Origin of the sequence: Pseudomonas sp. S31, assembly GCF_016648105.1 — a bacterium.
GTDB lineage: Bacteria > Pseudomonadota > Gammaproteobacteria > Pseudomonadales > Pseudomonadaceae > Aquipseudomonas.
Genome location: NZ_JACVVE010000001.1, coordinates 424,095 through 449,236 on the forward strand (window position 1 = coordinate 424,095; position 25,142 = coordinate 449,236).

The 25,142-nt window shown below is 65.0% G+C and carries 20 protein-coding genes; 11 read left to right on the forward strand and 9 right to left on the reverse strand.

Annotated features, from left to right (window positions below; genetic code table 11):
- Nucleotides 1-202 precede the first annotated feature (202 nt).
- From IAE37_RS01805 to IAE37_RS01830, 6 genes are all read right to left on the reverse strand, one after another.
- Nucleotides 203-1,255 (reverse strand): ABC transporter substrate-binding protein, encoded by a 1,053-nt coding sequence (locus IAE37_RS01805; protein WP_201167968.1) that lies wholly within the window; start codon nt 1,253-1,255, stop codon nt 203-205.
- 11 nt (nt 1,256-1,266) lie between these two features.
- The gene (locus IAE37_RS01810) at nt 1,267-2,289 is read right to left on the reverse strand and encodes an aldo/keto reductase (protein ID WP_201167971.1); all 1,023 of its coding nucleotides are present in this window, start codon (nt 2,287-2,289) and stop codon (nt 1,267-1,269) included.
- Between the two features lie 36 nt (nt 2,290-2,325).
- A complete protein-coding gene (locus IAE37_RS01815; protein ID WP_201167976.1) occupies nt 2,326-4,113 on the reverse strand; it encodes an ABC transporter ATP-binding protein in 1,788 nt (595 codons plus the stop codon).
- Nucleotides 4,114-4,138: 25 nt separating this feature from the next.
- Complete coding sequence (locus IAE37_RS01820) at nt 4,139-5,302, reverse strand: LLM class flavin-dependent oxidoreductase (RefSeq protein WP_201167979.1); 1,164 nt, start codon at nt 5,300-5,302, stop codon at nt 4,139-4,141.
- A gap of 50 nt (nt 5,303-5,352) precedes the next feature.
- Nucleotides 5,353-7,851 carry a TonB-dependent receptor plug domain-containing protein gene (locus IAE37_RS01825; protein ID WP_236409722.1) on the reverse strand — a complete coding sequence of 833 codons (2,499 nt, stop codon included), beginning with the start codon at nt 7,849-7,851 and terminating at the stop codon, nt 5,353-5,355.
- Nucleotides 7,852-8,000: 149 nt separating this feature from the next.
- Nucleotides 8,001-9,218 carry an acyl-CoA dehydrogenase family protein gene (locus tag IAE37_RS01830; protein WP_201167982.1) on the reverse strand — a complete coding sequence of 406 codons (1,218 nt, stop codon included), beginning with the start codon at nt 9,216-9,218 and terminating at the stop codon, nt 8,001-8,003.
- A 267-nt stretch (nt 9,219-9,485) separates the two neighbouring features.
- Between IAE37_RS01830 and IAE37_RS01835 the strand changes: the two genes are divergently transcribed.
- Genes IAE37_RS01835 through IAE37_RS01845 form a run of 3 tightly spaced genes read left to right on the forward strand, consistent with a single transcriptional unit; the run spans nt 9,486 to nt 12,947 of the window.
- The gene (locus IAE37_RS01835) at nt 9,486-10,475 is read left to right on the forward strand and encodes an ABC transporter permease (RefSeq protein ID WP_201167985.1); all 990 of its coding nucleotides are present in this window, start codon (nt 9,486-9,488) and stop codon (nt 10,473-10,475) included.
- Nucleotides 10,472-11,317, forward strand: a complete 846-nt coding sequence (locus IAE37_RS01840) for an ABC transporter permease (protein ID WP_201167988.1) — start codon at nt 10,472-10,474, stop codon at nt 11,315-11,317. Before IAE37_RS01835 ends, IAE37_RS01840 begins: the two co-directional genes overlap by 4 nt.
- 34 nt (nt 11,318-11,351) lie before the next feature.
- Entirely contained in the window at nt 11,352-12,947 is a 1,596-nt protein-coding gene (locus IAE37_RS01845) for an ABC transporter substrate-binding protein (protein ID WP_201167991.1), read from the forward strand.
- 64 nt (nt 12,948-13,011) lie between these two features.
- On the opposite strand, the gene IAE37_RS01850 is transcribed toward IAE37_RS01845, so the two are convergent.
- Nucleotides 13,012-13,698 (reverse strand): B3/B4 domain-containing protein, encoded by a 687-nt coding sequence (locus tag IAE37_RS01850; protein ID WP_201167994.1) that lies wholly within the window; start codon nt 13,696-13,698, stop codon nt 13,012-13,014.
- Between the two features lie 405 nt (nt 13,699-14,103).
- Between IAE37_RS01850 and IAE37_RS01855 the strand changes: the two genes are divergently transcribed.
- From IAE37_RS01855 to IAE37_RS01890, 8 genes are all read left to right on the forward strand, one after another.
- Nucleotides 14,104-15,024: an ABC transporter substrate-binding protein gene (locus IAE37_RS01855; protein WP_201167997.1), complete on the forward strand. Its 921-nt coding sequence runs from the start codon at nt 14,104-14,106 to the stop codon at nt 15,022-15,024.
- Nucleotides 15,021-16,169, forward strand: a complete 1,149-nt coding sequence (locus IAE37_RS01860; protein WP_201168000.1) for a phosphotransferase enzyme family protein — start codon at nt 15,021-15,023, stop codon at nt 16,167-16,169. The genes IAE37_RS01855 and IAE37_RS01860 overlap by 4 nt, the downstream gene beginning before the upstream one ends.
- A gap of 10 nt (nt 16,170-16,179) precedes the next feature.
- On the forward strand, nt 16,180-17,058 hold the full coding sequence (locus IAE37_RS01865) for a sulfurtransferase (protein WP_201168003.1): 879 nt from the start codon (nt 16,180-16,182) through the stop codon (nt 17,056-17,058).
- Nucleotides 17,059-17,157: 99 nt separating this feature from the next.
- Nucleotides 17,158-19,326 (forward strand): TonB-dependent siderophore receptor, encoded by a 2,169-nt coding sequence (locus IAE37_RS01870; RefSeq protein WP_201168005.1) that lies wholly within the window; start codon nt 17,158-17,160, stop codon nt 19,324-19,326.
- Between the two features lie 9 nt (nt 19,327-19,335).
- Nucleotides 19,336-20,169 (forward strand): 5'-nucleotidase, lipoprotein e(P4) family, encoded by an 834-nt coding sequence (locus tag IAE37_RS01875; protein ID WP_201168008.1) that lies wholly within the window; start codon nt 19,336-19,338, stop codon nt 20,167-20,169.
- Nucleotides 20,170-20,189: 20 nt separating this feature from the next.
- The gene (pnuC, locus tag IAE37_RS01880; protein WP_201168011.1) at nt 20,190-20,786 is read left to right on the forward strand and encodes a nicotinamide riboside transporter PnuC; all 597 of its coding nucleotides are present in this window, start codon (nt 20,190-20,192) and stop codon (nt 20,784-20,786) included.
- Nucleotides 20,783-21,571: a GntR family transcriptional regulator gene (locus tag IAE37_RS01885; protein ID WP_201168014.1), complete on the forward strand. Its 789-nt coding sequence runs from the start codon at nt 20,783-20,785 to the stop codon at nt 21,569-21,571. The genes pnuC and IAE37_RS01885 overlap by 4 nt, the downstream gene beginning before the upstream one ends.
- Nucleotides 21,572-21,687: 116 nt before the next feature.
- Nucleotides 21,688-22,167, forward strand: a complete 480-nt coding sequence (locus IAE37_RS01890; protein ID WP_201168028.1) for an isochorismatase family protein — start codon at nt 21,688-21,690, stop codon at nt 22,165-22,167.
- Between the two features lie 10 nt (nt 22,168-22,177).
- Here the strand turns inward: IAE37_RS01890 and IAE37_RS01895 are convergent, their stop codons facing one another.
- Nucleotides 22,178-23,803 carry a BCCT family transporter gene (locus IAE37_RS01895; RefSeq protein WP_201168030.1) on the reverse strand — a complete coding sequence of 542 codons (1,626 nt, stop codon included), beginning with the start codon at nt 23,801-23,803 and terminating at the stop codon, nt 22,178-22,180.
- 204 nt (nt 23,804-24,007) lie between these two features.
- The gene (locus IAE37_RS01900; protein ID WP_201168033.1) at nt 24,008-25,138 is read right to left on the reverse strand and encodes a hybrid-cluster NAD(P)-dependent oxidoreductase; all 1,131 of its coding nucleotides are present in this window, start codon (nt 25,136-25,138) and stop codon (nt 24,008-24,010) included.
- Nucleotides 25,139-25,142 lie beyond the last annotated feature (4 nt).

Here is a 25,142-nt window from a genome sequence, read left to right on the forward strand (position 1 = left end):
CTGTAGCGATTGCTTTTAGATAAATGAAATTGATTTTAGAGCTAAGCTAATATGCGAATGTGTTTTAAATTGCTTTTTATCAGTAGTGGCCTCTTCGCGGGTAAACCCCTCCTACAGGCGCGCTGTGACCCTGTAGCGGGTTTACCCGCGAAGAAGGCAACGCGATCTTGCAGGATCAACTCTCACACGCAACGCGATGCGGTCAGGATTCCAGCACAACCTGGTCCACCAACGCCGCCGCATGCGCCAACGGTGCCGGGTCGATCCAGCTATCGAAATCGAAATCCCGTACAAGGAACCCTTCGGCCAGCAGAAACGCTTTCTGCCGCCGCAACCCCTCGACGTACACCGCCGACAACTGCGGCTCGAACGACAGATGCAATCGCGGCCCGAACGCCAGGCGCACATCCTCGGCCGCCACGCCCGTTTCCGCAGCAACCACCGCAACGACTGGGTCTGGGTTCTGCACCGCCCATTGCGCCGTCTTCAGTAGCACTGCCAGGTAACGCGCCACCCGTTCGGGAGCGTGCGCCAGAGTCTGCCGGTCGACAGTGACCGGGCGCGGCGACCCGGCGCTCAGGCGCAGCATCGGGTCGGCCTGCTCGTTGAGGTCGATGATCGGTCGCAGACCCTGGGTTAAGGCTTTGGCCACCGCAGCGCCCTTGATGAAGATCGCGTCCACCACGCCGGCTTGCAGCGCCTGAATCGGCAAGGCGTGATGATCTTGCCCGGCCGCGCCAGCTTCCTTGAGCTCCCACTCCGGTGCTTCGATGTCGACGAAGTGCACCGAATCGCGCGGCACCTCGCCGATTTCCAGCGCACTCAACAGCCCCCGAAGGGCCTCGGCGCGCCCCACATCGACCAGATCGCCCGCCGCCTTGCGCACCAACCCCAGGCGGCGCCCGCGCAAATCGGCCGCGCTACGAATATCGGCATCGTCGCGAACCAGCACCAGTTGCCTTTCATCGACCCAGGTGATCCCCACTACCGCCGTATCCTGGCCATTGGCACGTGCCCAGATCGGCGGCACGTTGCCACCCTCACGGAAGCTACCAGGCAGGCTATGGCGAAAATGCGACTCCCGCACTGCTCGGTCCTGGGAGGCGCGAATGGAGTCGAGAATGATGCCTTGTGCCGCAAAGGCGTTCTGCAGCCAACGCTTGTGCTGGGCGATGCCGGACGTGGTGGGAACCGGGCAGCGGGTGTACCACAGGGTATCAACCGCTACCTGAGATTCAGGCGAAACATGGCTCATGGCATCGTCCCTCAAACGCGCGACTGGCGCCCATGGAAAGGATGGCTCGGGTCGTTGTATCCCGGCGTCGACGAATGCCCGGTCACCACCAGGTCGTCGATGAACGCTTCGTCCTCGGCGGTGAACGCATAATTCAGTGCTGGGACATAGTCATCCCATTGCGCCTCGGTCCGCGGCCCGGCAATCGCCGAGGTGATCAGACGGTTGTTCAGCACCCAGGCCAGGGCGAACTGCCCCGGGGTGATGCCCCGGGCCTCGGCATGCGCACGCACGCGCTGGGCCAGGTCGAGCGACTCGGGACGCCATTCGGTCTGCGCCAGGCGCTTGTCGTTGCGCGCGGCGCGGGTGCCTTCGGCAGGCGGTTGGTCCGGCGCGTACTTGGCAGTGAGCACGCCTCGCGCCAAGGGGCTGTAGGACACTACGCCAATGCCGTAGTAGTCGGCGGCAGGCAGGTGCTCGTTCTCGATCTGGCGGTTGGCCAGGTTGTACAGCGGCTGGCTGGCGCTTGGCCGCTCGATGCCCAGCAGGTCGGCAGTACGGCTGAACTCGGCGAGCTTCCAGGCGCGGTGATTGGACAAGCCGTAGCTGCGAATCTTGCCCGCGCGGATCAGGTCGCCCAGCGCCCGAAGGGTTTCCTCCACCGGCGTGGCGTGATCCTCGCGATGCAGGTAGAGCAGGTCGATGTAGTCGGTGTTCAGGCGCTTGAGGCTGGCCTCGACCGACTGGATCACATTGTGCCGCGAGGCACCCTGGTCGTTAGGCCCCTGCCCGCCTGGGTTGGGGTTGACGAACTTGGTCGCCAGCACCCATTGGTTGCGGCGCGCGGCGATCAGGCGCCCTACCACTTCTTCAGAGGCGCCGCCGTTGTAACCGTTGGCGGTGTCGATGAAATTGACGCCCTGGGCGAAGGCCTTGTCGGCGATGCGTTGGGCGACGTCGTTCGGGGTCTGCCCGCCGAACATCATGGTACCCAGAGTGATCGGCGAGACCTTGATGCCATGGCGGCCCAGGTTGCGGTATTGCAGCGTGCTCATGTTTGCTCCTTGGTGGTTCAAGCGTCCAGGGTCAGCCTAGACAGCGAAACGGGACAACAGGACCGCCACCGGCAACGCGTGCCAGGCTGGGTCGATATGGGGGATGGATTCTTCTGTCGCGCTGGCCGTGCCGAAGCGTGGCACCGGCACTGCGCCGATCAGCGTGCGCGTATAGGCATGGGCGGCCTCTTGCCAGATGCTCTGACTGCCCTCCTCGACGATGCGCCCGTCGTGCATCACCAGCACCCGGTCGGCCATGTACTTGACCACCGCCAGGTCATGGGAAATGAACAGATACGACAGGTTGAACTGTTGTTTGAGCTCGGCCAGCAGGTTGAGGATCTGCGCGCGCACCGAGACATCGAGCGAGGATACCGCTTCGTCGAGGATCACCAGTTTTGGCCGCAGGATCAGCGCCCGGGCAATGCCGATACGCTGGCGCTGGCCGCCGGAGAACTCGTGCGGGTACCTCCAGGCAGCATCGGCTGGCAAGCCGACCCGCTGCAAAGTTTCGTGTATCCGCGCGCTACGCGCCTGCGCCGAGCGCTCGCCATGCTGGCGTAATACGCCATCGAGGATGCTGTACACGCTGTGACGCGGGTTGAGCGAGCCGTACGGATCCTGGAACACCATCTGTACCAGCGGCCGGTAGGCGCGCCATTGGCGATCGCTGAGGCCACTGACCCGCTGACCGTCGAGCAACACCTCGCCGCGACTGCTGGCGATCAGGCCGAGGATGGTCTTGCTCAAGGTGGACTTGCCGCAGCCGGACTCGCCGACCAGGCCCAGGGTCTCGCCAGGGCGGATGACGAACGACACATCGTTGACCGCCTTCACCTTGCCCTGGCGCTGCACATATTCGCTGACCAGCCCCCGTACCTCCAGCACCGGGTTACCTGGCGCCACAGGCGCCCCAGCACCGGGCTGGCGTGCCGGGTGGTGCAGCTCGAAGCGCGTGGCCTGGCCCTGCGCGCGGCTGACGCGGATCTCCGGCAGCCCCTGACGCAGGTAATGGCGATCGCCATCCAGGCGCAACGAGGCGCCCAGCAGTCCTTGGGTATAGGGATGCCGTGGTGCGGTGAAAATGCGCTCGGCGCTGTCGGTCTCGACGATTCGCCCATCGTGCATCACCGCCACCCGGTCGGCCCATTGCCCGACCACCCCGAGGTCGTGGGTGATCAGCAACAAGCCCATGGCGTATTCCTGGCTGAGTTCACGCAGCAACTGGAGGATGTGCGCCTGCACGGTCACGTCGAGCGCAGTGGTGGGCTCGTCGGCGATCAGTAGCGCCGGGTTGCACGCCAGTGCAATGGCGATCATCACCCGCTGCCGCTGGCCACCGGAGAGATTGTGCGGGTAGTCGTCCAGGCGCTGCTCGGCGTGTGGAATGCGCACCCGCTGCAGCAACTTCAGGGCTTCGTCGCGTGCGGCGCGCTGCCCCAGGCGGCGATGCCGACGCAACACCTCGACGATCTGCTGGCCGATGCTCAACACCGGATTGAGCGAGGTCATAGGATCCTGGAACACCATGGCGATGCGGTTGCCGCGCAGTTCGCGCAGCTGCTGGTCGCTGAGCGCGGCCAGGTCCTGGCCATCGAAGTCCACCCGACCTTCCAGCCGCGCCCGCCCACCCAACAGCCGCAGGATCGCCATGGCCGTAGTCGACTTGCCGCAACCGGACTCACCGACCAGAGCCAGTGTTTCTCCACGAGCCACGCTGAAACTCACGCCCTTGACCGCCGCATGCTGGCCATAGCGTACCCGCAGGTTGTCGACTCGCAGCAAAGGCTGGGCAAGGTCGTTCAAGGGCACCACGGCGTTCATGGACGGTCTCCCGCTCGATCCGCAATCACAGGCGCAGCCCGGCAGCCTTGAGCCGCGGCAGGATCTGCTGGCCGAAGTGGGCCAGGTCCTTGGCAAAGTCATGGAAGTTGAGTTGTACCCCGTCGATGCCCGCCGCCTTCAGCGCCGCCAGTTGTTCCACCACCTGGTCGGGCGTGCCGACGATCTCGATGTTACCGCCCAGGCCGAGGCCGGTGTTGCGTGCACCGCCGCGCTCGCGCCAGGCGTGGGCATCGCTGGCGTAGGCGGTGTGGGTGCCGAAGCTGCTGGTCACCTTGTTGCCGGTGATGCCCTCCAGATAGGCTCGGGTTTCGGCTTCGCTGTCGCGGCTGACCACGATCGGGTTGATGATCACCTTCACTTCGCGCCCGTACTCGGCGGCGCGGGCCTTGACCCGCGCCACGTGCGCCGGCAGGTCTTCGAGCACCTCGCGGATGCCCGAACCCGAGGAATTGGTGACGAACACCAGGTCCGAGTGCTGGGCGGCAAAGTCGATACCGGCACCCGAACCTGTGGCGGTGACCAGTACCGGCCGGCCATACAGCGGCTTGGGCGTGATATAGCCGTCCTTGATCTTCCAGCCGTGCCGACCTTCGTAGCTGAAGTTGTCCGGGTGGGTCCACAACGTATTGAGCACATCGAACAACTCACCGGCCAGTTCGTAGCGCTGGTCGTGTTCGATCTGCGGCTTGCCGAACATCTCGTGTTCGACCGGCCGGTGCCCGGTGACGATATTGATACCCCAGCGCCCCTTGGCGATATGGTCGAGCGTGGAACCGTACTTGGCCAGGTGCAGCGGGTGCAACGGGCCGTACAGCACGTGAATGGTCGAGATCAGCAGCATGCGCTGGGTGGCTGCGGCCATGGCACCGAGGGCGATGAACGAGTCCAGCGAGGCCTCGCCGTCATAGCCGCCCTTGGGCAGCCACTGGGTGCGGCTGAACGCCAGGTCGAAGCCCAGCGCCTCGGCCTGCTGGACGATGGCCAGGTTGTAGTCGAACGTCCAGGTGTTGGAGGTCGGGTAGTCGCTCAGGCGGATGTCCTGCATGTTGAGGAACAGTCCGAGCATCAGCGGCTGGCGCAGGGCCTGGCTGAGCGGGCTGTCCGGGTAGTCGCGCGGGGTGGGGAAGCGGTCGCGCGCGAATGCAGGTTGCGGTTGTGGCTGGGCCATAGGCGTTCGCCCTCCTTGCGGGGTTCGGGAAAGGTGCCGAGGCGCTGGACTCACCAGAAGTAGTCCAGCCGTGCGTAGTAGTAGCCACCGTCCACGCCGTAAGGCGAGTACCAGCTGTAGGCCGGGTTGTCGACCGGGAACAGGTAGTACAGCTTGGCTTGCGCAGACAGCTGCTCGGGCCGCTCGTTGAAGATGTTCAGGCCGCCCACCGAAACCTTGAGCTGGTCGCTGACGTTGTAGCCGACGTCCAGGTCGGTGATGAAGGCCGGCTTGATCTTCTCGTCGCGGTTGGCGTTGTACTGGCTCTTGCCGGTGACCGACGAGTAGCGGGTTTCCTTGAGGGTGACCTCGAAGTCGTCGATGAACCAGGTGTGCTGCAACGACGTCTTGTTCTTCGGGAAGGCGCTTTCCAGGTTGCCCTGCTTGTCGCGCCCCAGCACCTGCACGCCGGTGCCGGCGAGCGAATCGGGCTCCTTGATGTCGCGGATCTCATGCAACTGCTGGGTGCTGGTCAGGGTCCACTTGCCACGCCCCCAGGGGCCGTACTCGGCGCGGTAGTCGGCCACCAGGTCGATGCCACGAGTGCGGGTGTCAGCGAGGTTGCCGTAGTAGACCACGCTCTGGTTGGTGTCCAGGCCGGCAGCAGCGAGGATGGCGGCGATGTTCGGGTCGTTGAGGCCACTGAGCGAGCTGGTCTGGAGAATGCGGTCCTTGATGTCGATCTGGTAGAAGTCCACCGTCAGGTCGAGGTTGCTGGCAGGCGTGGCGACGAAGCCGACACTGTAGTTGCGCGACTTTTCCGGTTTGAGCTTCTTCGAGCCCAGTGCTGCGGCCGCCGCGGACCCTGGGGCGGCATAGTTTGTCACCTGCTGCTGCAACTCGCCGGTGATCGGGCTGGAGCCCCAGGCCGAGGTGCTCGAGGAGAAATGCTGCTGTTGCAGCGATGGTGCGCGGAAACCGTTGTTGATGGTGCCGCGCACGGCCAGGGTTGGAGTCAGCTGGTAGCGCGTAGACAGTTTGCCGCTGGCGGTATCGCCAACGTCGCTGTAGTGCTCGAAGCGCCCTGCCACGCTCACTTCCCAGGCGTCGGTGAACTTTTGTGTGAGGTCGACGTAGCCTGCGGTGTTGCTGCGATCCCAGCTACCTGCCGCTGCAGGACTGAAGCCGCCCCACCCGGCCGAGCCGGAGTTCGGTCGTTTGCCGGCATTCGCCGAGCCCTCGGGATAGATATAGCCACCGTCGGCATAGGAGGCGTATTCACCGGCACGGATCTGGTAGGTGTCGGTGCGGTATTCAAGGCCTGCGCCCACCTGCAGCGGCGCCTTGAACAGCCCGGTATCGAATGCGCGGTTGACGTCCAGGTTGTTGGTCCACTGGCTGAAGATCGCCTGGCCGTTGTCGAAGTCGGTGGGGCTGTCGGGGCCGAACGAGGCGTTGAGCGAGTCGTCGTTGTGCAGGTGCAGGTCGTTGCGACCCCAGCTGGTCGAGGCGTCCCAGTCCCAGCCGAGCAGGTCGTTGCCCTTGAGGCCGAACACGCCCTGGAAGTCGTCCTCCACCGAACGGAACTTGGGCTGGAAACCGTCGGGGTAGATGTCGGGGATGTTCTGCGCCGACACTGCCGTGCGGAAGGTGCCAAAGCCGGTGGAATCACGGTGGCTGAAGGTCGAGAACGAGTAGAAGTCCAGTGCCTCGTTCAGCGGGAGTTCCATGTTGTACGAGGCATTGTAGGTCTGCACCCGCGGCTGGCCCATGATCTGCCGGTAGCGGCTCTTGCCGTACTCGCGCGGGTCGTCGCCTGGGTAGATTCTGGTGCGATCAGGCACGGCACCGGCGACATTGCTGGTTTCCTGGATCTTGATATCGGCGCTGAGGTTGAAGAAGCCTTCGTTGGGCAATTCGAAGCCCTGGTTGATCGAAGTCTGCCCGGTGGCGCCGAAGTTGCCCTTGCTGCCCTCGCGCTGCCCATACTGCCCGTACACGGCGCTGGCCTGGCCGCCGCTGGCATTACGCTTGAGGATGATGTTGATGACACCGGCAATGGCGTCGGAACCGTACTGCGCCGCCGCGCCATCGCGAAGCACCTCGATGTGGTCCACCGCCGCCACTGGAATCAGGTCGAGGTCGACAGGCGACTGGCCGTTGGCCGTACTCGAGGCTTGATGGAAGATCTGTGCGGTGTTGTGTCGACGCTTGCCGTTGACCAGTACCAGCACGGCGTTGCCGCCCAGGCCGCGCAAGGTGGCTGACTTGACCGCGATCCCGGTGGCCCCGGTGAAACCTGCGTCATTGGTGTAGGAAGGTACCTGTGCAGCCAGCGCATCACGCAGGTTCTGCTTGCCGCTGCGGGCCAGGTCGTCGGCACTGATCACATCGATGGGAGCCAGGCTCTGTGCCACCGTGCGTTTTTCGACGCGGGTGCCGGTGACCACCACGGTCTCCAGGGCATCGTCTTGTACGGCGGCCAATGCGCCATGGCCATAAAGGGAAACGAGGCCGATCGACACCATCTTGCCGAGGTGCGAGCGGGAACTTGCGAACAACGCATTCATGCGACTACCTGCAAAACAAAAGATTGCTGGCGTGGTGGTCGTGCCTGGCCAAGAACAAATAAGTGTTATTTGGAGCGGTACCTGGTAATGGCGTACGCGGGTCGGACAGAGGCGTGATGAAAGTGCAACACCCCGTTTTGCAACAGCAACTAGAAAACCAGACCCTCCTGCAAGTGCGTCACGGTTTGATTGATATGGTAATCACCGACCACACGGGCTCTGTGCAGCAGTGGATTATGATTGAGCACAGTCCGAATGTTTCGCCAATGCCGGTCGAAGTTGTATTTGCGCGAAGTCGCCGAGCCGCCGCCTACTTCGTACAGCACTTCGGCGGCGCGCAGCGCCAACTTGGCGACGATGACTTGCATCTGTGCATTGGCCAGGGCGCCGTCAATCAGTATCTGCTCGAGTTGCGGGTCGCCGCCAAGCAGCGCCTGCGAACCCCGGTCGAGTTGCCGAGCGGTCTGGCCGATCAAGGCATCGGTGGCGTAGGCCGTAGCGGCGATCTCCCCCACCACCTGTTGTACGAACAGGTCGTCACGGGCTTCGTCCGCCGGGCTGTGCATCGCCGCTCGGGCATTGCGACGCACGTACTGCACCGCATCCTCACGAATGTTGCGCACCACCCCGGCCGCGCAGGCGGCCAGGTGCAACTGGCGCAGGGCAGAGCAATGGCGGCCGGCGGCCTTGTGATGAGCCCGTGGCTGGACTTCCTCGGGCCAGACCTGCACATCGACCAGCTCGATTCCGCCGCTGGCGGTGAGGCGCTGGCCCATGCCGTCCCAGTCGTCGAGGATGCGGATGCCGGGCCGGTCGGCAGGAACCAGCACCGACACCACCTGGCCCTGATCGTCGGTGGCCGAGAACACCAGGTAGTCGGCGTAGGCCGAACCGGTGGCGTACCACTTGCGACCATTGAGCCGGTAGCCTTCGCCCTGCCGGCTCAAGCGGGTACGGATGGTGCCCAGCGGCGCCCCGACCTCGGTGTGCGCACCAGCGAACAGCTTGCCGTCCAGCACCTTGCCCAGCAACGCATCCCGGGCCTCGCTGGCGGGTCCGTGAATCAGCCCCTCGACGAAGTTGAAGTGCGAGCGCAGGGCATGGGCAACGTTGGGATCACCCTGGGCCAGGCTGGCGATGCTCTCGATGTAGTCGGCCACCTGGCCGCCTGGCCCTCCCTGGGCCACCGGCACACGCAATGCGCCGATACCCGCCTGGCGGATTCGCTCGAATGCGGCAACCGGCAGTTCTCGCTCAAGGTCACGTCGACTGGCCTGCTCGGCGATCTCGCTGCGAATCACCTGGACCTCGGCGAGGATTCGCGCCAGGGCATCGACAGGTTCGACAGGTACTTCAGGTTTCGCCATCACTGCCACGTCCCACTCCAACTTAGAATTCCATTCAAGTGCTACCCGAACAACTAACCAGCGACTTGCAAGTTGCCATCGGGTTATTCCAGGCCGCCGACAGTACTGGCCCGCCGCGCGTCAGGTCAACCCGGCCAGCGCGCTCGACATAGACTGTTTTTATCTATCGTTAGAGAACCGTTCTTGAATAACCTTATGCATTTTTCGCGCATTGACAAAGCGTTTCAGCCACCGTGTAAATAGCCTCGCCTTTTCGGGAGGTCATTAATGAAATCAACTAAGGACGTTGGCCAGGCGCTGTGGCGTGCGCTGGTACATACCGTACCCACGGTAGTTGGAATATTGCTGATCAACTTCTTCTTGTTGCAATTGGCCCCGGGTGACGCCGCCGATGTCATGGCGGGCGAGTCGGGTTCCGCTACTGCTGAAAGCCTCGCGGCCCTGCGCAGCCAGTTCGGCCTGGACCAACCATGGTGGGTGCAGTTGTGGGCCTACCTCAACCACCTGCTGCACCTGGACCTCGGCTACTCGCCACGTTATGGCGCAGCGGTGCAGACGCTGATCGGGCAACGCCTGGGCACCACCCTGGCATTGATGGGATTGGCGATGGCGCTGGCCTTGCTGTTGGGCATCACCCTCGGCGTGGTCATGGCCAGCTTCCAGGGACGCTGGCTCGATCGCCTGTTGTCGGCCGCATCGCAGCTGTTCTATTCACTCCCGGGCTTCTGGGTCGGGCTGATGTTGATCGTGGTGTTCTCGGTCAAGCTGGGCTGGTTGCCCACGGGCGGCGCCGGCACCATCGGCAGCGACCTGCGGGGGCTCGACGCGCTGCTGGACACGCTACGCTACCTGACGCTCCCAGCCTGCTCGCTGGCGCTCATCTACATGGCGATCTATGCGCGCCTGACCCGCGCCTCGATGATCGACGTGGCCCGCCAGGACTTCGTCCGCACCGCGACCGCCAAGGGCCTGGCACCGCTGACCGTGACCCTGCGCCATGTGTTGCGCAACGCCCTGCTGCCGATCACCACCATGGCCGGCCTGCACCTGGGTGGCATGCTCGGCGGCGCGGTGGTGATCGAAACCGTGTTCAGCCTGCCTGGCCTCGGCCGGCTGGCCTACGACGCGGTGATGGCCCGCGACTACAACGTACTGCTTGGCATCCTGCTGATTTCCTCATTGCTGGTGATCGCCACCAACCTGCTGGTGGACGTGTTGCAAGCCTGGCTCGACCCCCGCATCCGGAACCGTACATGACCGTATCGCGCCGTATCGCCTTGCCGGCGCCCTTGCGCGCCCCACTGACCCTGTTCGCCCTGGCCGTTCTGCTGACCGTGCTCGCCTGCGCCGTACTCGCACCCTGGCTGTTCCCTGGCGACCCACTGGACATGCAGGCCGAGGCATTCCTCTGGCCAGGGCAGGACTGGCACTACCCACTGGGCACCGACATGCTCGGGCGCGATGTATTGGCTGGCCTGGTGCACGGTGCGCGGATCTCGTTGCAGGTCGGTGCCCTGGCGACGCTGGCCGGGGTCCTGTCCGGCGTGCTGCTCGGCGCCTTGGCAGGCTATTTCGGTGGGCGCCTGGACTACGCCGTGCAGCGCCTGGTGGAGATCTTCCAGACCATGCCCAGCTTCGTGTTGCTGGTCGCTCTGGTAGCCATCGCGCAGCCGTCGCTGCCCACCGTGGTGTTCGCCATTGCCCTGATCTCCTGGCCGACGGTGGCCCGCCTGGTGCGCGCCGAGGTACGCTCGCTGCGCCACCGCGAATATGTCCTGGCCGCGCGCAGCGTAGGCTATGGGCACTGGCGGATCATCCTGCGCGAGATCCTGCCCAACGTCCTGCCAACCCTGGTGGTGACCACCTCGATCATGATCGCCTCGGCCATCCTCATGGAGTCGGCGCTGTCGTTCATGGGCCTGGGCGACCCCAACCACGTGAGCTGGGGCAGCATGATCGGCAATGGCCGCGAGCAGATCCGTACCGCCTGGTACCTGACGGCCATTCCAGGCCTGGCGATCTTCCTCACCGTGCTCGCCTTCAACCTGCTGAGCGACGCCCTGACCGATGCCTTCACCCCCAACCGCGCCGACGCCTGACGGCCACACCCTCCCCCGACTACGGACCTTGCCCATGAGCCTGACCCGACGCCAACTCCTGGCCTATGGCGGTGCATCCGCCGCCTTCCTGCAGCTATCGCCGCGCCTGTCGTTCGCCGAAGATGGGCCGGTGGCTGGCGGCACCCTCAACCTCCACGTGGCCATCGAGCCGCCGATCCTGGTCAACCTGACCCATACCGCTGGCCCCACGGTATACATCGCCGGCAAGGTCACCGAGGGCCTGCTGACCTATGACGACGATCTCAACCCCAAGCCATTGCTGGCCACCGCCTGGGATATCAGCGCCGATGGCCTGCGCTACACCTTTTCCCTGCGCCAGGGCGTGAAGTGGCACGACGGTCAGGACTTCAGCGCCGATGACGTGGTGTTCTCGCTGCAGACGCTGAAGGCCGCCAACCCGCGAGGGCGTGCGACCTTCGCCAACGTTACCGAGATCAAGGCGCTGGACCCTCACCGGGTCGAACTGACGCTGAGCAAGCCGGCACCGTACCTGATCACCGCCCTGGCGGCGTGCGAGTCGCCGATCGTGGCCCGTCACGTGTACGGCCAGGCCAAGCCCCAGACCCATCCGAACGCCACGGCGCCCATCGGCACCGGGCCGTTCGTGTTCCGCGAATGGGTGCGTGGCAGCCATGTGATCCTCGAGCGCAACCCGCATTACTGGGATGCGCCGCGGCCCTACCTGGACCGTATCGTGGTACGTTTCATTGGCGACTCGGCGGCCACGGTGGCGGCACTGGAGGCCGGAGAGCTGCATTTTTCCACCGGCGGCGTGCCGCTGACGGATGTCGCGCGTTTGCAGGGCAACCCACGCCTGACCATCGAGGACCGCCGCGAGCCGTACATCAACGGCATCATGCGTATCGAGTTCAACCTCGAGCATCCGGACCTGCAGAAGCTGCCAGTACGCCAGGCCATCGCCCATGCGATCAACAACGATTTCATCCGCAAGACCATCTGCCTGGGCTACGGCAAGCCGCTGCCTGGGCCGATCAGCCCGGACATGACGCGGTTCTTCGATCCCGAGCTGCCGCGCTATGCCTATGACACGGCCCTGGCCAACCAGCTGCTGGAGGACGCGGGCTATGCCAAGGGCGCCGACGGCGTGCGCCTGCGCCTGACCCTCGACCCACTGCCGGCCGGCGAGGTGTACCGGCGCACCGGCGACTACCTGAAGCAGGCACTTGCGCGGGTGGGAATCCAGGTCAACCTGCGCAGCCAGGATTTCGCCACCTATGTGAAGCGGGTGTACACCGACCGGGCGTTCGACTTCACCCTCAACGGCATGAGCAACCTGTTCGACCCGACGGTGGGGGTACAGCGGCTGTACTGGTCGAAGAACTTCCAGCCGGGCGTGCCGTTTTCCAATGGGGCGCGTTACAACAACCCGAAGGTCGATGCGTTGCTCGAGGCTGCGGCAACCGAGACCGACGAGAAAAAACGCTTTGCGCTGTTCTCCGAATTCCAGCGCCAGGTGGTGGCCGACCTGCCGGATCTTGGGGTGGTCACCCAGGTCAACCCGGTGGTCTACGACAAGCGCGCGCGGCAGCTGTTCAGCGGTGGCGAAGGCCTCGGCGGCAGCCTGGCCCACGCCTGGCTCGCCAGCTAGGCTCGCACCAGGCACCGCGCTGCCTGCTTCGCGGGTGAACCCGCTCCTACAGGGCGCGTGGAGATCAGGGCTGGACCAACTGCTGCTCGACCTGGATGCCCGGCATCATCTGGCGCAGGCCTTCGCTCAATGCCTCGCCTGCCTGCAACAGTGCATCCAGGGGCATTTGCGGCAGGCTTTCGAGAATGAACCACAGCTGCTGTGCCTGCGAATCCAGGCGGGTCCTGAGCCCTTGCCGCCAGTTCCACCGGCGGCAGGTGACACCTTGCTCGTCCCGCCAGATCACTTCGCCTGCCTCGGGCGACTCCGTGATCGCAAGCCCTTCCTTGAACGTATCGAACAGCTCCGTTCCATCGGCCACCGTCAACCGAGGACATCCGGCATAAGCCGCAAGGTTTTCCCCTCCCACCGGCACGGCGAACTCCAGGCTGATGGCATTGTACAAATCGACCACCGGGTCGATCGCAGGCAACACACCATCGCGCAGCACACGCTTGCGCAAGGCCTGTGCCGAGCACGGCGTGCGCTGCGGCTTGGCGCCAAAACGGCGGAAGGTATCGGCCCAGGCGTCGAGATGCGCTTCGGCCCAGCCCGGAGCCCCTGCGCCAACTGCTTGGCAGGCTCGCTCCAGCGCCGCAGTGGCGAATTCCGGCCGACTTATCGGCCTGGCCATCGCGCTGATACTCAGCCCCCGAAAACCCGGTGCGATCTCGGCGATTCGTGGGTCGATGACGGGAATGACAGCAGACATACTGACCTCCTCCCTTACCGCCGCCCCAGGTTTCGCAGCGCGTAGCGCCCCCATGCCTGGCCAAGAATGGTCAACGCCTGCGACAGTGCCTTGAGTTTGCTTTTCAATCGAATTCTCCTGTTTGCGTGAACTGGGACAGCCAGCCAGGCGAACCACTGTGGCGCAGAACTATCGATAAGATCCAACGACTTAAAGGCATGCCGCATTAGAATTTCTTATGTCGCAATACTCGCCATGCACGCGCTCTTTATCGCCCGCGTCAGTGCGAGCTATCTCGAAACGACCTTAGAAAACCCGCCAATATTCTCCAGAGGCATAAAAGTAGCACCGATCGATATTGGTATATACCAGAGCGCTCCCCGTTAAATCTGCCCATGAGCCTGAGGGCAGCACGGAGCAAGATCGATGACCGTTGTACGGGTGATGCTGGAGTACTTTCATCCCTGGCCGAATTCGGCCGGGTTCTACCTGGCCCGCGAGCGCGGCTGGTACCGCGAGGCGGGTTTGTCGGTGCAATTGTCGGTACCGGACCCGTTCCACGGCGATACCTTGGAACACCTGCTCCAGGGCCACGCCGACCTTGGCGTTTTTCCCAGCAACCGCCTGCTGGTGCGGCGCAGCCTGGGCCAGCCCCTGCTGGGCGTCGCAGCCATCAACCAGCGCGGTCTGGAGTCGATCCAGACCCTGAGCGACAGCGGCATCCAGCGCCCCCGCGACCTGGCCGGCAGGCGCCTGGCGCTCAACCCCACGCCTCGCGGGCTGGCCATGGTCCGCCACTTGGTGGCGGCAGACGGCGGTGATCCCGAGGCTGTCATCATCGTCGACAGCAAGGTGCGTGAACTGCGCCCGGAAGACCTGGCCGCTGGCGTTGCCGATGCCAGCTTCGGTGGCTACTGGGCGTGGGAAGCGCTGATGGACAGCACGATTGCACCCGAGCGCCGTGTCGTGTGGCCGGTCGACGACATTGGTGCACCGCGTTATCACAGCTACCTGCTCGGTGGACAAGAGCGTTGGTTCGAGCAGCATCCCGAGACCGCCCGCACGTTCCTGGCCGTCACCGAACGGGGCTTTCGCACCGTGGCCGCCGACCCACAATGCGCCCTCGAGGCCTACGAGGCGTCGATCCCCTACTTCCCCCGGCAGTTGCTCAGCCAATCGTTGCAACACATCGCCCCGACCTGGTTGCACGCGCAACGCTGGGGCCAGCAACGCGAAGCGCTGATCGCGCCCTATGCCCACTGGTTGCATGAGCATGGCGTGCTGGCCAACGCCGATGCCTGGCGCGGCGCCACCAGCAACGACTACCTGGCGGAGCCGCAGCCATGACCGCCACCACGCGCATCGCCCACGGCATGGGCTTGCAGCCGGTGCAGGCCGACTGGCCGGCCCTGACCCAGGAAGATGTGGAGCAGGTGCTGGGGCACTACCCGGCGCTCGGCAGCGTGGGCCCAGTACAGTGGCACAGCCCGCGGCCGTTCTCGGCCGCAGCGCGGGTCGCGACGGCGCACGGCACGGTGTTCGTCAAGCGCCACCACCGCAGTGTGCGGCAACCGGCCTGGCTGCTGGAGGAACACCGTTTCCTGCAGCACCTGGCACAACGTGGCGCACCGGTGGTCAGCGCACTGGCCGATCACACCGGGGCCAGCGTGCTGGCCCTGGGCGAATGGACCTACGAAGTGCTGCCGCTGGCCGAAGGCCAGGACCTGTACCGCGACGCGTTGTCCTGGACGCCGTTTCTCGAGCTGCCCCATGCCCATGCCGCAGGCGTTGCCCTGGCCCGCCTGCATCGAGCTGCCGAGGGCTACGCGGCGCCGGACCGGCAAACGCCGGTGCTGGTCTCCAACTTGCGCCTGCTCGGCAGTGACACGCCCGTGCAGGCCATCGAACAGGCCCTAGCCCGCCAGAGCGCGCTGGGCCAGTACCTGGCGGACAAGGACTGGCGGCACGCATTGCGCGAGCTGTACCTGCCCCATCACCGCGCCCTGCAGCCGTTGCTGGCCCGTCAACCCGCACTCTGGACCCACAACGACTGGCACGCGTCCAACCTGCTCTGGTCCGGCATCGGTGCCACGGCCGAGGTGCAGAGCATCCTCGATTTCGGCCTGAGCGACCGGACCTTCGCCCTGTTCGACCTGACCACCGCGCTGGAGCGCAATTGCATCCCCTGGCTGGAACTCGACAACGGTGGTCTTGCCAGCGCCGACCTCGACGCGGTCGATGCGCTGCTGGCCGGCTATCACAGCCAGCGCCCGCTGACCCAGGCCGACCTGCTCACGCTCAAGGCGCTGCTACCGCTGGTCCACGTCGACTTCGCCCTGAACGAGATCGACTACTTCCAAGGCATCGTCGGCACACAGGCGGACGCAGATATCGCCTATCACAATTTCTTCATCGGCCACGGTCGCTGGTTCGCGGGCAGCGAAGGTATCCGACTGCTCGGCCATCTCGACCGCCTTGCCCGTACACGCTGACAGGTGCCCTATGCACGCTCCGCTGATCTCCCCCACTACGCTGAACTCAGCCCTGCAACAGCCGGGGCTGCTGGTATTGGACGCCAGCGTAGAACTGGCCGCCGCACGCTTCGACGGCGATTACCGTATCGCCAGCGGTCGTGCAGCGTGGCTGCAAGGGCACATCCCAGGTGCCCACCACGCCGACCTGACCCGCGACCTGGCCGACACCACGGCCTCCTTCAGCTTCGCCCTGCCATCGGTGGAGCAGGCTGCAGCGGCGCTGTCGCGTCTGGGTGTCGGCCAAGCCCGGGACATCGTCGTGTACGACCGCCAGGATGGTTTCTGGGCCGCTCGCCTTTGGTGGATGCTGCGCAGCCTGGGCATCGCCGCCCGCGTGCTCGACGGTGGCCTGAGAGCCTGGCAGAACACGGGGCTGGCGCTTGCCTACGGCGAGGAGGCGGCTGCGCAGCACCCCTCGTCGGCTCTGGACATCAGCGCACGAGCCGGCTACTGGGCGAGCCGGGACGACGTGCTGGCCGTGCTCGCCGGGCAACGCCAGGGCACGCTGGTGTGCGCGCTGTCCGCCGGGCTGTTCGATGGCAGCGCGATCACCCGCTATGCCCGCCGTGGGCACATACCCGGCAGCCTCAACCGGCCGGCACGCACGCTGTTCGACGACCAGGGCCGCTACCTGCCGCGCCAAGCGCTGACCCAGGCCCTCGGTACTGGGTTGGTCGAGGGCGATGAACCGCTGATTCTCTACTGCGGCGGTGGTATTTCCGCCGCCGCCACGGCGCTGGCCCTAACGCTTTTGGGGCGCCCGAACGTCTACCTCTATGACGGCTCGCTACAGGAGTGGGCAGCCGACCCTGCTTTGCCAATGACCACCGGAGCAGCTCCGACCTGAAGTTCCCCTGAAAAGCCTGCTCCACCGCACAGGCGCCATCGCAGGTACACGTTCATCTGTTTTTCGGTGCCCCGCCACGGGGCGCCCAGGAGTCTGTTCATGGCTGTATCCCTGATCCTGCACCCTCGCCACGGCTTCGCGCTGGGGCTGTTGAGCGCGTCGTTGAGCCCGGCGCTCGTCTGGGCCGATAACACGACGCTGCTCGACACCATCACCGTCAGTGGCGACCAATCCGACAGCTACCAGGCCACCCGTGCCTCGGTCGGCGGCTTCGGCGAGGCCCCGCTGCTCGATACCCCCGCCTCGGTATCGGTATTCACCGAGCAGTTGCTCAAGGACCGCCAGGCCAGGCTGCTCAGCGAGGTGCTCAGCAACGATGCCTCGACGGGCGACAGCTACGCCCCCATTGGCTACTACGAAAACTTCGTGGTGCGCGGCTTTTCCCTGAACGCCGCCAGCAGCTACAAGATCAACGGCAGCACGATCAGCGGCGAGCAGAACGTAGCGCTGGAAAACAAACAGCAGGTCGAACTGCTCAAGGGCCTGTCCGGCCTGCAGAGCGGCGTGTCCGAACCCGGCGGGCTGGTCAACTACGTCACCAAGCGCCCGGAGAACGTACGCTCGGTCACCGTGGCCAGCAACCAGAGCGGCGAGCGCTACATCGCCACCGACCTCGGCGGCTGGCTCGACAGTGAGCAGCGCCTGGGTGTGCGTGCCAACTTCGCCCATGAAGACATCCGCACCTATGTCGACGACTCCGACGGCAAACGCGACTTCGCCTCGCTCGCCGTGGACTGGAACATCAGCGATGCCGCCCTGCTGCAACTGGACGCCGAGTACCAGACTCGCGAACAACGCTCGGTGGCGGGCTACCAGTTGCTCGGCGGCACCGTGGTACCCAGCGGCATCGACCCCAAGGACCGGCTGGCCGAGCAGAGCTGGTCGAAGCCGGTGAAGATCGACTCGCTCAACCTCGGCAGCCGCTTCGAGTACCGCTTCAATGACAACTGGACCGGCAAGCTCAGCGCCTCGCGCAGCCGTGTGGTAATCGACGACTACAGCGCCTTCCCCTGGGGTTGCTATGGCGCGGCCAGCTGCGCCAGTTCCGCCGTGCCCAACTATTTCAGCCCTGAGGGCGACTACGATGTCTATGACTACCGCAGCCCCGACGATACCCGCCGCAACGACGAACTCCAGGCAACCCTCGACGGCCGTTTCGATAGCGGTCCACTGCGCCATGAACTGACCCTTGGCAGCAGCGCCCTGCGCCGTATCGTCGACCGCCGCGACTCGGTCAACGAATGGGTGGGCACCGGCAACATCTATCAGCCACTGCCCGACTTCGCTCCCACCGACGTTCCGCTCGGCCACACCTACCGGCGCCTGGACAGCCGCCAGTACGGGCTGTTCTTCACCGACCGCCTGAGCTATGGCGAGCATTGGCAGGCGGTTCTCGGTGGCCGCGAGGTGCGCCTGGACGAGAAGACGTTCGATATCGATGGCAACACCACGCGCCACACCCAGCGCTGGGAGTTCCTGCCCAATGTCGCGCTGATCTACAAGCCGCGCCCGGACATATCGCTGTACACGAGCTACAGCAAAGGCCTGTCGCTGGGCGGCGAAGCGGCGTGGTTCACCACCAACGCCGACGAAATCCTGCCACCGACGGTATCGCGGCAGCTGGAGATCGGCGCCAAGCGTGATTGGCGCGGCCTGAGCCTGAACGCCGCACTGTTTCGCATCAGCAAGGCCTACCAGTACTCGCGCCCCAACGGCGACGGGACTTTCACCTACGTGCAACAGGGCAAGCAGGAGAACATCGGCCTGGAGCTGTCCGCCAATGGTCGGCTGACCGATCAATTGCAGGTCTCGGCCAGCGCCGCAGCGATCCGCGCGCGCATTGACGACAGCGGCACCGACAGCTACGAAGGGCATCAGGCGATCAACGTGCCCAAATTCCGCGCCAGCCTGCACGCCGACTACAGCATCCCCGGCATCAAGGGCCTGGCGCTGCTCGGAGGATTACGCTACAGCGCCAGCAAGTACGCGAGCCAGGCCGGAAACGTGAAGGTCGACGGCTACACCGTGTTCGATGCCGGCGCCCGCTACAGCATGGATGTGGAAGGCTACCAGACCGTGCTGCGCCTGACCGTGGACAACCTGTTCGACAAGCGCTACTGGCGCGATGCCGGTGAGTACATGGGCGATGGCTACCTGTTCCAAGGTGCACCCCGTACTGCCAGGTTGTCGGCCACCGTGAGTTTCTGAGGAAGCATCATGATCCGAACCATTTCCCTGCTTCCCGCCCTGCTGGCGGCACTGCTTGCCGGCTGCCACGTGCAACCGCGAGCCAACGACCAGCTCGACGCGGTGCTCTGGAGCCAGACCTCGGTGGAGCACGATGCGCTGTTCCTGCAGGTATTCGCCAGCGCCACCCGACAACTGCAGCACGCCTTGGCCGACCCCGCCTGGGACGCGCTCGCCCAACCCCCACGTACCCTGCAAGGCTTGCCGCCGGCAGTGATCGTCGATATCGACGAAACCCTGCTGGACAACGTGCCGCTCAACGCCCGCGCGGTCCTTGCCGACCGCCCCTACGACTACGACGCCTGGTACCGCTGGGTCGACCGCGCCCAGGCCCGCGCCTTGCCCGGCGCAGTGGCTTTCATGCAGGCCGCTGCCCGGCTTGGCATCACGCCGTACTACCTGACCAACCGTGAAGCCGGCCAGGAGCAGGCCACCCTGGACAACCTGCAGCGTGCCGGCTTCCCCATTGCCAGCAGCGCGCAGATCCTCACCGCCGGTACCGCCATTGGCGGTTGCCAGGCCAGCGGCTCGGACAAGTCCTGCCGTCGCCACTGGGTCGGCACCCAGGCCCGGGTACTGATGCAAGTCGGTGACAGCTTCGGCGACTTCATGACCACCCGTGGCAGCCAGCAGGCCCAACTGCAAGCGGCGGCGCCATACCTGCCTTGGTTGGGCGAACGCTGGTTCCTGCTGCCCAACCCGACCTACGGCAGCTGGTACAGCGCGCCCTACCAGGGCCACGAGGGGTTGGCTGAACAACAGAAACGCGCGTTCAAGCACAAGGCCTTGAAGCCCCAGTATTGACGCTTGCCCAGGAGGTACTCATGTCATCGTTGGAAATCGTCGCCGTGTTGTTCAACGTGCTCGGCGTGTGGCTCACCACCCAGCGCATCCGCTGGTGCTGGCCAGTGAGCGTGATCGCGGTGCTGCTGTATGCCTGGATCTTCTTCACGGTGAAGCTGTACTGCGACATGCTCCTGCAACTGGTCTTCGCCGTACTGCAGGGCTACGGCTGGTGGCGCTGGAGCCAGGGCGCCAGCGAGGCCGGCAAGGTACAGGTGCAACGCCTGCCCAGGCGCAAGGCACTCATCAGCCTGGCCCTCGGGCTGGCTGGCGCGGCGCTACTGGGCGCCCTGATGCAGCGTTACACGGATGCCTCGGCACCCTGGCTCGATGCGCTGCTCAGCGCGCTGAGCCTGGTGGCCAGCTTTTGGGCAGCGCGCAAGTACGTGGCCAGCTGGGGGCTGTGGATCGTCCTCGACAGCGCCTACGTCGGGCTGTTCCTGTTCAAGGGGCTGAACCTGACGGCGGCGCTGTACGCCGGCTTCGTGGTGCTGGCCGGCTACGGCCTGCTGGCCTGGCAGCGCGAGCTCCAAACTCGGCAGGACGCCCGACCGCTGGGCGGCGAGGTGTCACCATGAACCCGTTCCGCACCTCGTTCGTCAGCGAGTCGCAACCTTCGAACACCTGGCGAGCCAGCCAGCCGCACTACTTGCGGATCCGCGATCAACTCGTCGCGGACCTGGGCAATGGTCGCCTGGGCGCCGATAGCAAGTTGCCTGCCGAGCGCGAGCTGGCGCAGCGTTTTGGCTGCACTCGCGTGACCTTGCGCCAGGCCCTGCAACTGCTGGAAACCGACGGGATGATCTACCGCCAGGACCGCCGCGGCTGGTTCGTCAGCCCTCCACGGATTCGCTATGACCCCACCGGCATCATCGGCTTCATGGACTACGTCGCCCTCCAGGGCCGTACCCCACGTACCGAGTGCCTGCATGCCGAGCGCCGCCCGGCTGGCGCCTGGCTCGCCAAGCGCATGGGCCTGGAGCATGCGGAAGAGCCCGTGTTCTACCTGCAACGAAGACGCTGGGTCGACCAGCGTCCGGTGTTGCTGGAGTGCAATGTACTGGTGGCGGACTGGTGTCCGCAGTTGCTCGAAGCCGACCTCAATACCTCCCTCACCACGCTGCTGCGCGAGCGGTTCGGCCGGGTGCAGTCGCGCAGCGAGCTGTGCATGTACCCGGGCACGATGAATGATTTCCAGGCCGAGCGACTGCAGGTATCACCGGGTTCGAGCAGCTTCTACCTGGAGCGCCTCAACTATGGAGAGCACGGTCAGCCGGTGGAGTTCGACCAGGAATTCTGGCGCCCGGATGCACTGGCGGTAGTGCTGCAAACGCCCTACCCGGAACCGGCGCAGCAGCCATGAGCGCCATGCAGGAGACCTCTCTGCTGGCCCGACTGCAGTCACCGCGCCGGCCTCTTCGCGGGTAAACCCGCTCCTACAGGGTATACTCCGCCACCCACACTGTTCTGGAGTCGCCAATGCGCCAGGTTTTGCTCATCGTCGATGTCCAATCCACCTTCAGCCCACCCGAATGGCTGGTGGATGGCATCCGCGTCCTGTCGGCGCACATTCCATCGATCGCCTCGGTGGAGCTGCACGATGAGCAGGTGACGCCCTTCCAGCGGCAACTGGGCTGGCATCCGGCGAGCGAGGACGAATGCCTGGTCGAGGTGGACCAGGTATTCATCAAGCATGGCTATGGTCCCACCCCCGAGATGCTTGCCTACATCGCGCAACTGGGCGTCGAGCGCGTGCTGGTGTGTGGCTTGCAAACCGAAACCTGCGTGCTGGCGGCCGGCTTCGCCTTGTTCGATGCCGGGCTGAATCCAACGCTGGTGACCGACCTGACGGTGGGCTCATCGCTGGACCGGTCGGGCAAGTTGGGGCGCGAGCTGTGGAGGCATCACTTCGGCCAGGTGACGACCGCTGCCGAAGTGATTGCGGGGATACGCGCCTGAGGCCTCGCCGCTACCCTACCCGCTCCATGAACGCCTGGTCCGCGACCTCGACCGGTGCAGCCGCCGGCATCAGCTCGGCATTGGAGAACAAGCTGCGAGTCAGGCTGTAGGCGGTGATCAGCATGTAGATGGCAATCGGTAGCCCGACCACGATGCTGGCCATCTGAATGGCCAGCAGCCCACCCGCGATGATGAGACTGCCGGCAATCGCGCCCTCCAGCACGCACCACAGCAGCCTGATCCATTTCGGTGGATGGATGTCACCGGATGAGTTCAGGGTCGAGATCACTTGCGTGCCGGCGTCCGCCGCCGTCACGAAGTGCACGGCCAGCAGCAGGCAGATCGCCAGGCTGAGAACGCCGCCAAGGGTCGGGCCATCGAGACGGGCCAGGAAGGTGAACATCGCCGTGGTGGTTTCGCGCCGGGTCGCCTCGAGCACCGGCCCGCCGGTGAATGGCCCGGCTGCCGCCTGTTCGGCCACCGGCAGGCTGGCGTAGGCCTTGCGCGCCTGTTGCTCGTCCTTCAGTGCAGTGCCGCCGAATACCGACATCCAGATGATGGTCACCAGCGTCGGCACCAGCAGCGCACCGAAGATCAGCTCGCGCACCGTACGCCCGCGGGAGATCTTGGCGATGAACAGCCCCACGAATGGGCCCCAGGTCATCCACCACGGCCAGTAGAACGCCGTCCAGCTGTTCTGCCAGCCGCTGTCGGCCTGGGCGTCGGTCCAGAAGCTCATGCCGACGATGTTCTGCAGGTAGTCGCCGGTCGACTCGAACAGCAGGTTCATGATGTAGTGGGTGGGCCCGAGCGCCAGCACCACGGTCATCAACCCCAGGGACAGCCACATGTTCAGCGTGCACATGCGCTTCATGCCCTTGGACACCCCGAGCAGCAACGAGATCGAGGCCACCAGGGTGACCACCGCGATGATCGCCAGCTTGAAGCCCAGGCTCACCGGAAAACCAAACACCTGGTGCAAGCCCATGTTGATCTGCTCGACGCCCATCCCCAGCGCCTGCGAGACGCCGAAGGCGGTAACCACCGTGCCGACGATGTCGACGGTGTGGCCGATCGGGCCATAGATGCGGTTGCCGATCAGCGGGTACAGGATCGAGCGCAACGCCAGCGGCAGCCCTTCCCGGTAGGCGAAGTACGCCAGGCCCAGGCCGATGATGGTGAAGATCGACCAGGGGTGCAGGCCCCAGTGCAGCAGGGTGATGCGCATGGCCATCGAGGCGGCCTCATCGGTGAGGCCCGGCGTGAACGGATTGCTCGCGTAGTGCAGCACGGGTTCGGCCACCGACCAGAAGATCAGGCCGACGCCCATGCCGGCGCTGAACAGCATGGCGATCCAGGCGGCGAAGCTGAACTCCGGCTTCTCATCGGGGCGGCCCAGGCGCAGGGCGCCGTAGCGGCTGCAGCCGATCACCAGCAGCACGGCCAGAACCCCGCTGACCAGGGCAATGTAGAACCACTTGATGTTGTCGAGAATGGCGTCCGAGGCGGTCTTGAACACGCCTGTGGCTTCGTTGCCATAGGCGCCACAGAAGACGACGAAGGCCACGACGATGGCAAGCGAACACAAGGTCACGGTGGGGTTGAGGCCCTTGAGCAGGCCCTGTTTTGCACGCATCGGCTATATCCTTCTTATTCTTGAAAGGCTGGAGATCCAGCTCGGCGTATTCGCTGATAGGGACACAATGAAAAAAGGCCGGTGCTGCACAAAAGCCGTGCACCAGCCAAACACCAGGACAGGTGCCTGGCGACCACAGCAGAAGCTCCGTATCGGAAGGGTTCAGGAAGCGTCCGACCAGCCTGCGGCCGGACGCGGCGGATGTCAGAGGTCGACCACCAGGTCCGAGGTGGGTCGGCTGCAGCACAACAGGCGCAGCCCTTTGTCGATCTCGCGCTGGCGGATACCGCCGTTGTGCTTCATCTCCACCGTGCCCTCCAGCACCGCCGTCTTGCAGGTGCCGCACACACCCTGGCTGCAGGAGGATGGCACCACCGCACCGGCCTTCTTGGCGGCAGACAGCACGGTCTGGTCGGGGGTCATGGTGAAGACCTTGCCGGAGCGCGCCAGGCGCACGGTGAAGGTGTCCTGGGCCTGCCCGGCCCCTGCCGGCTCGGCCAGCGCCTCGAGCACTTCCTCGGCGTTGATGTCGAAGCTTTCCTGGTGATACCGGCCCAGATCGAAGCCGGCGTTGCCCAGCAATGCCTTGGTCGCGTCCATGTAACCCTTGGGCCCGCAGGTGAAGACCTCGCGCTCCTTGAAGTCCGGGATCTGGCGCTGCAGTTCGTCGGCCGACAAACGCCCGAGCGGGCCTTGCCAGTGCGGCTCGTCACCCAGCCCTTCGCAGAAGAACAGCGTACGCAGGTTGGGCAGCGCCCGTTCCAGGCGCGCCAGTTCCTCACGGAAGATGATGTCCTTGGGCGTGCGCGCACTGTGCACGAAAACGATGTCCAGGTCAGCGTGCAGGTCGGCGGCGGCGCGGGTCATGGCCATCAGCGGCGTGACGCCGGAACCTGCCGAGAGATACAGCAACTTCCTGGCCGGTGCGGCAACCGGGGTGAAGATACCCGCCGGCCCCGAGGCCGCCAGCGCACTGCCCGCCTTGAGATGGTCGTGCAACCAGTTGGACACTGCGCCACCCGGTACCCGCTTCACCGTGATGGAAAAAGTGAATGGCCGGGTCGGCGTCGACGACAAGGTGTAACAGCGCGACACGCTCTGGCCGTCGATGACCGGCGACACGGTGAGAAACTGCCCCGGCTCGTAGGCGAGCGCCGGGTAGTCGGGGCACTGGAAGACGAAGGTCTTCACGTCGTGGGTTTCGTCCACCACGCTCAGGCATTCGATTCGCTTGCTGTCACCACTGGCCCACTGGGCGCCGAAGCTCGCCCAATGGTCGGTGTCGGCAAAGCGCTGGTCAGCCCGCAGGCTGGCAATGTTCTCGACCATACCCATCACC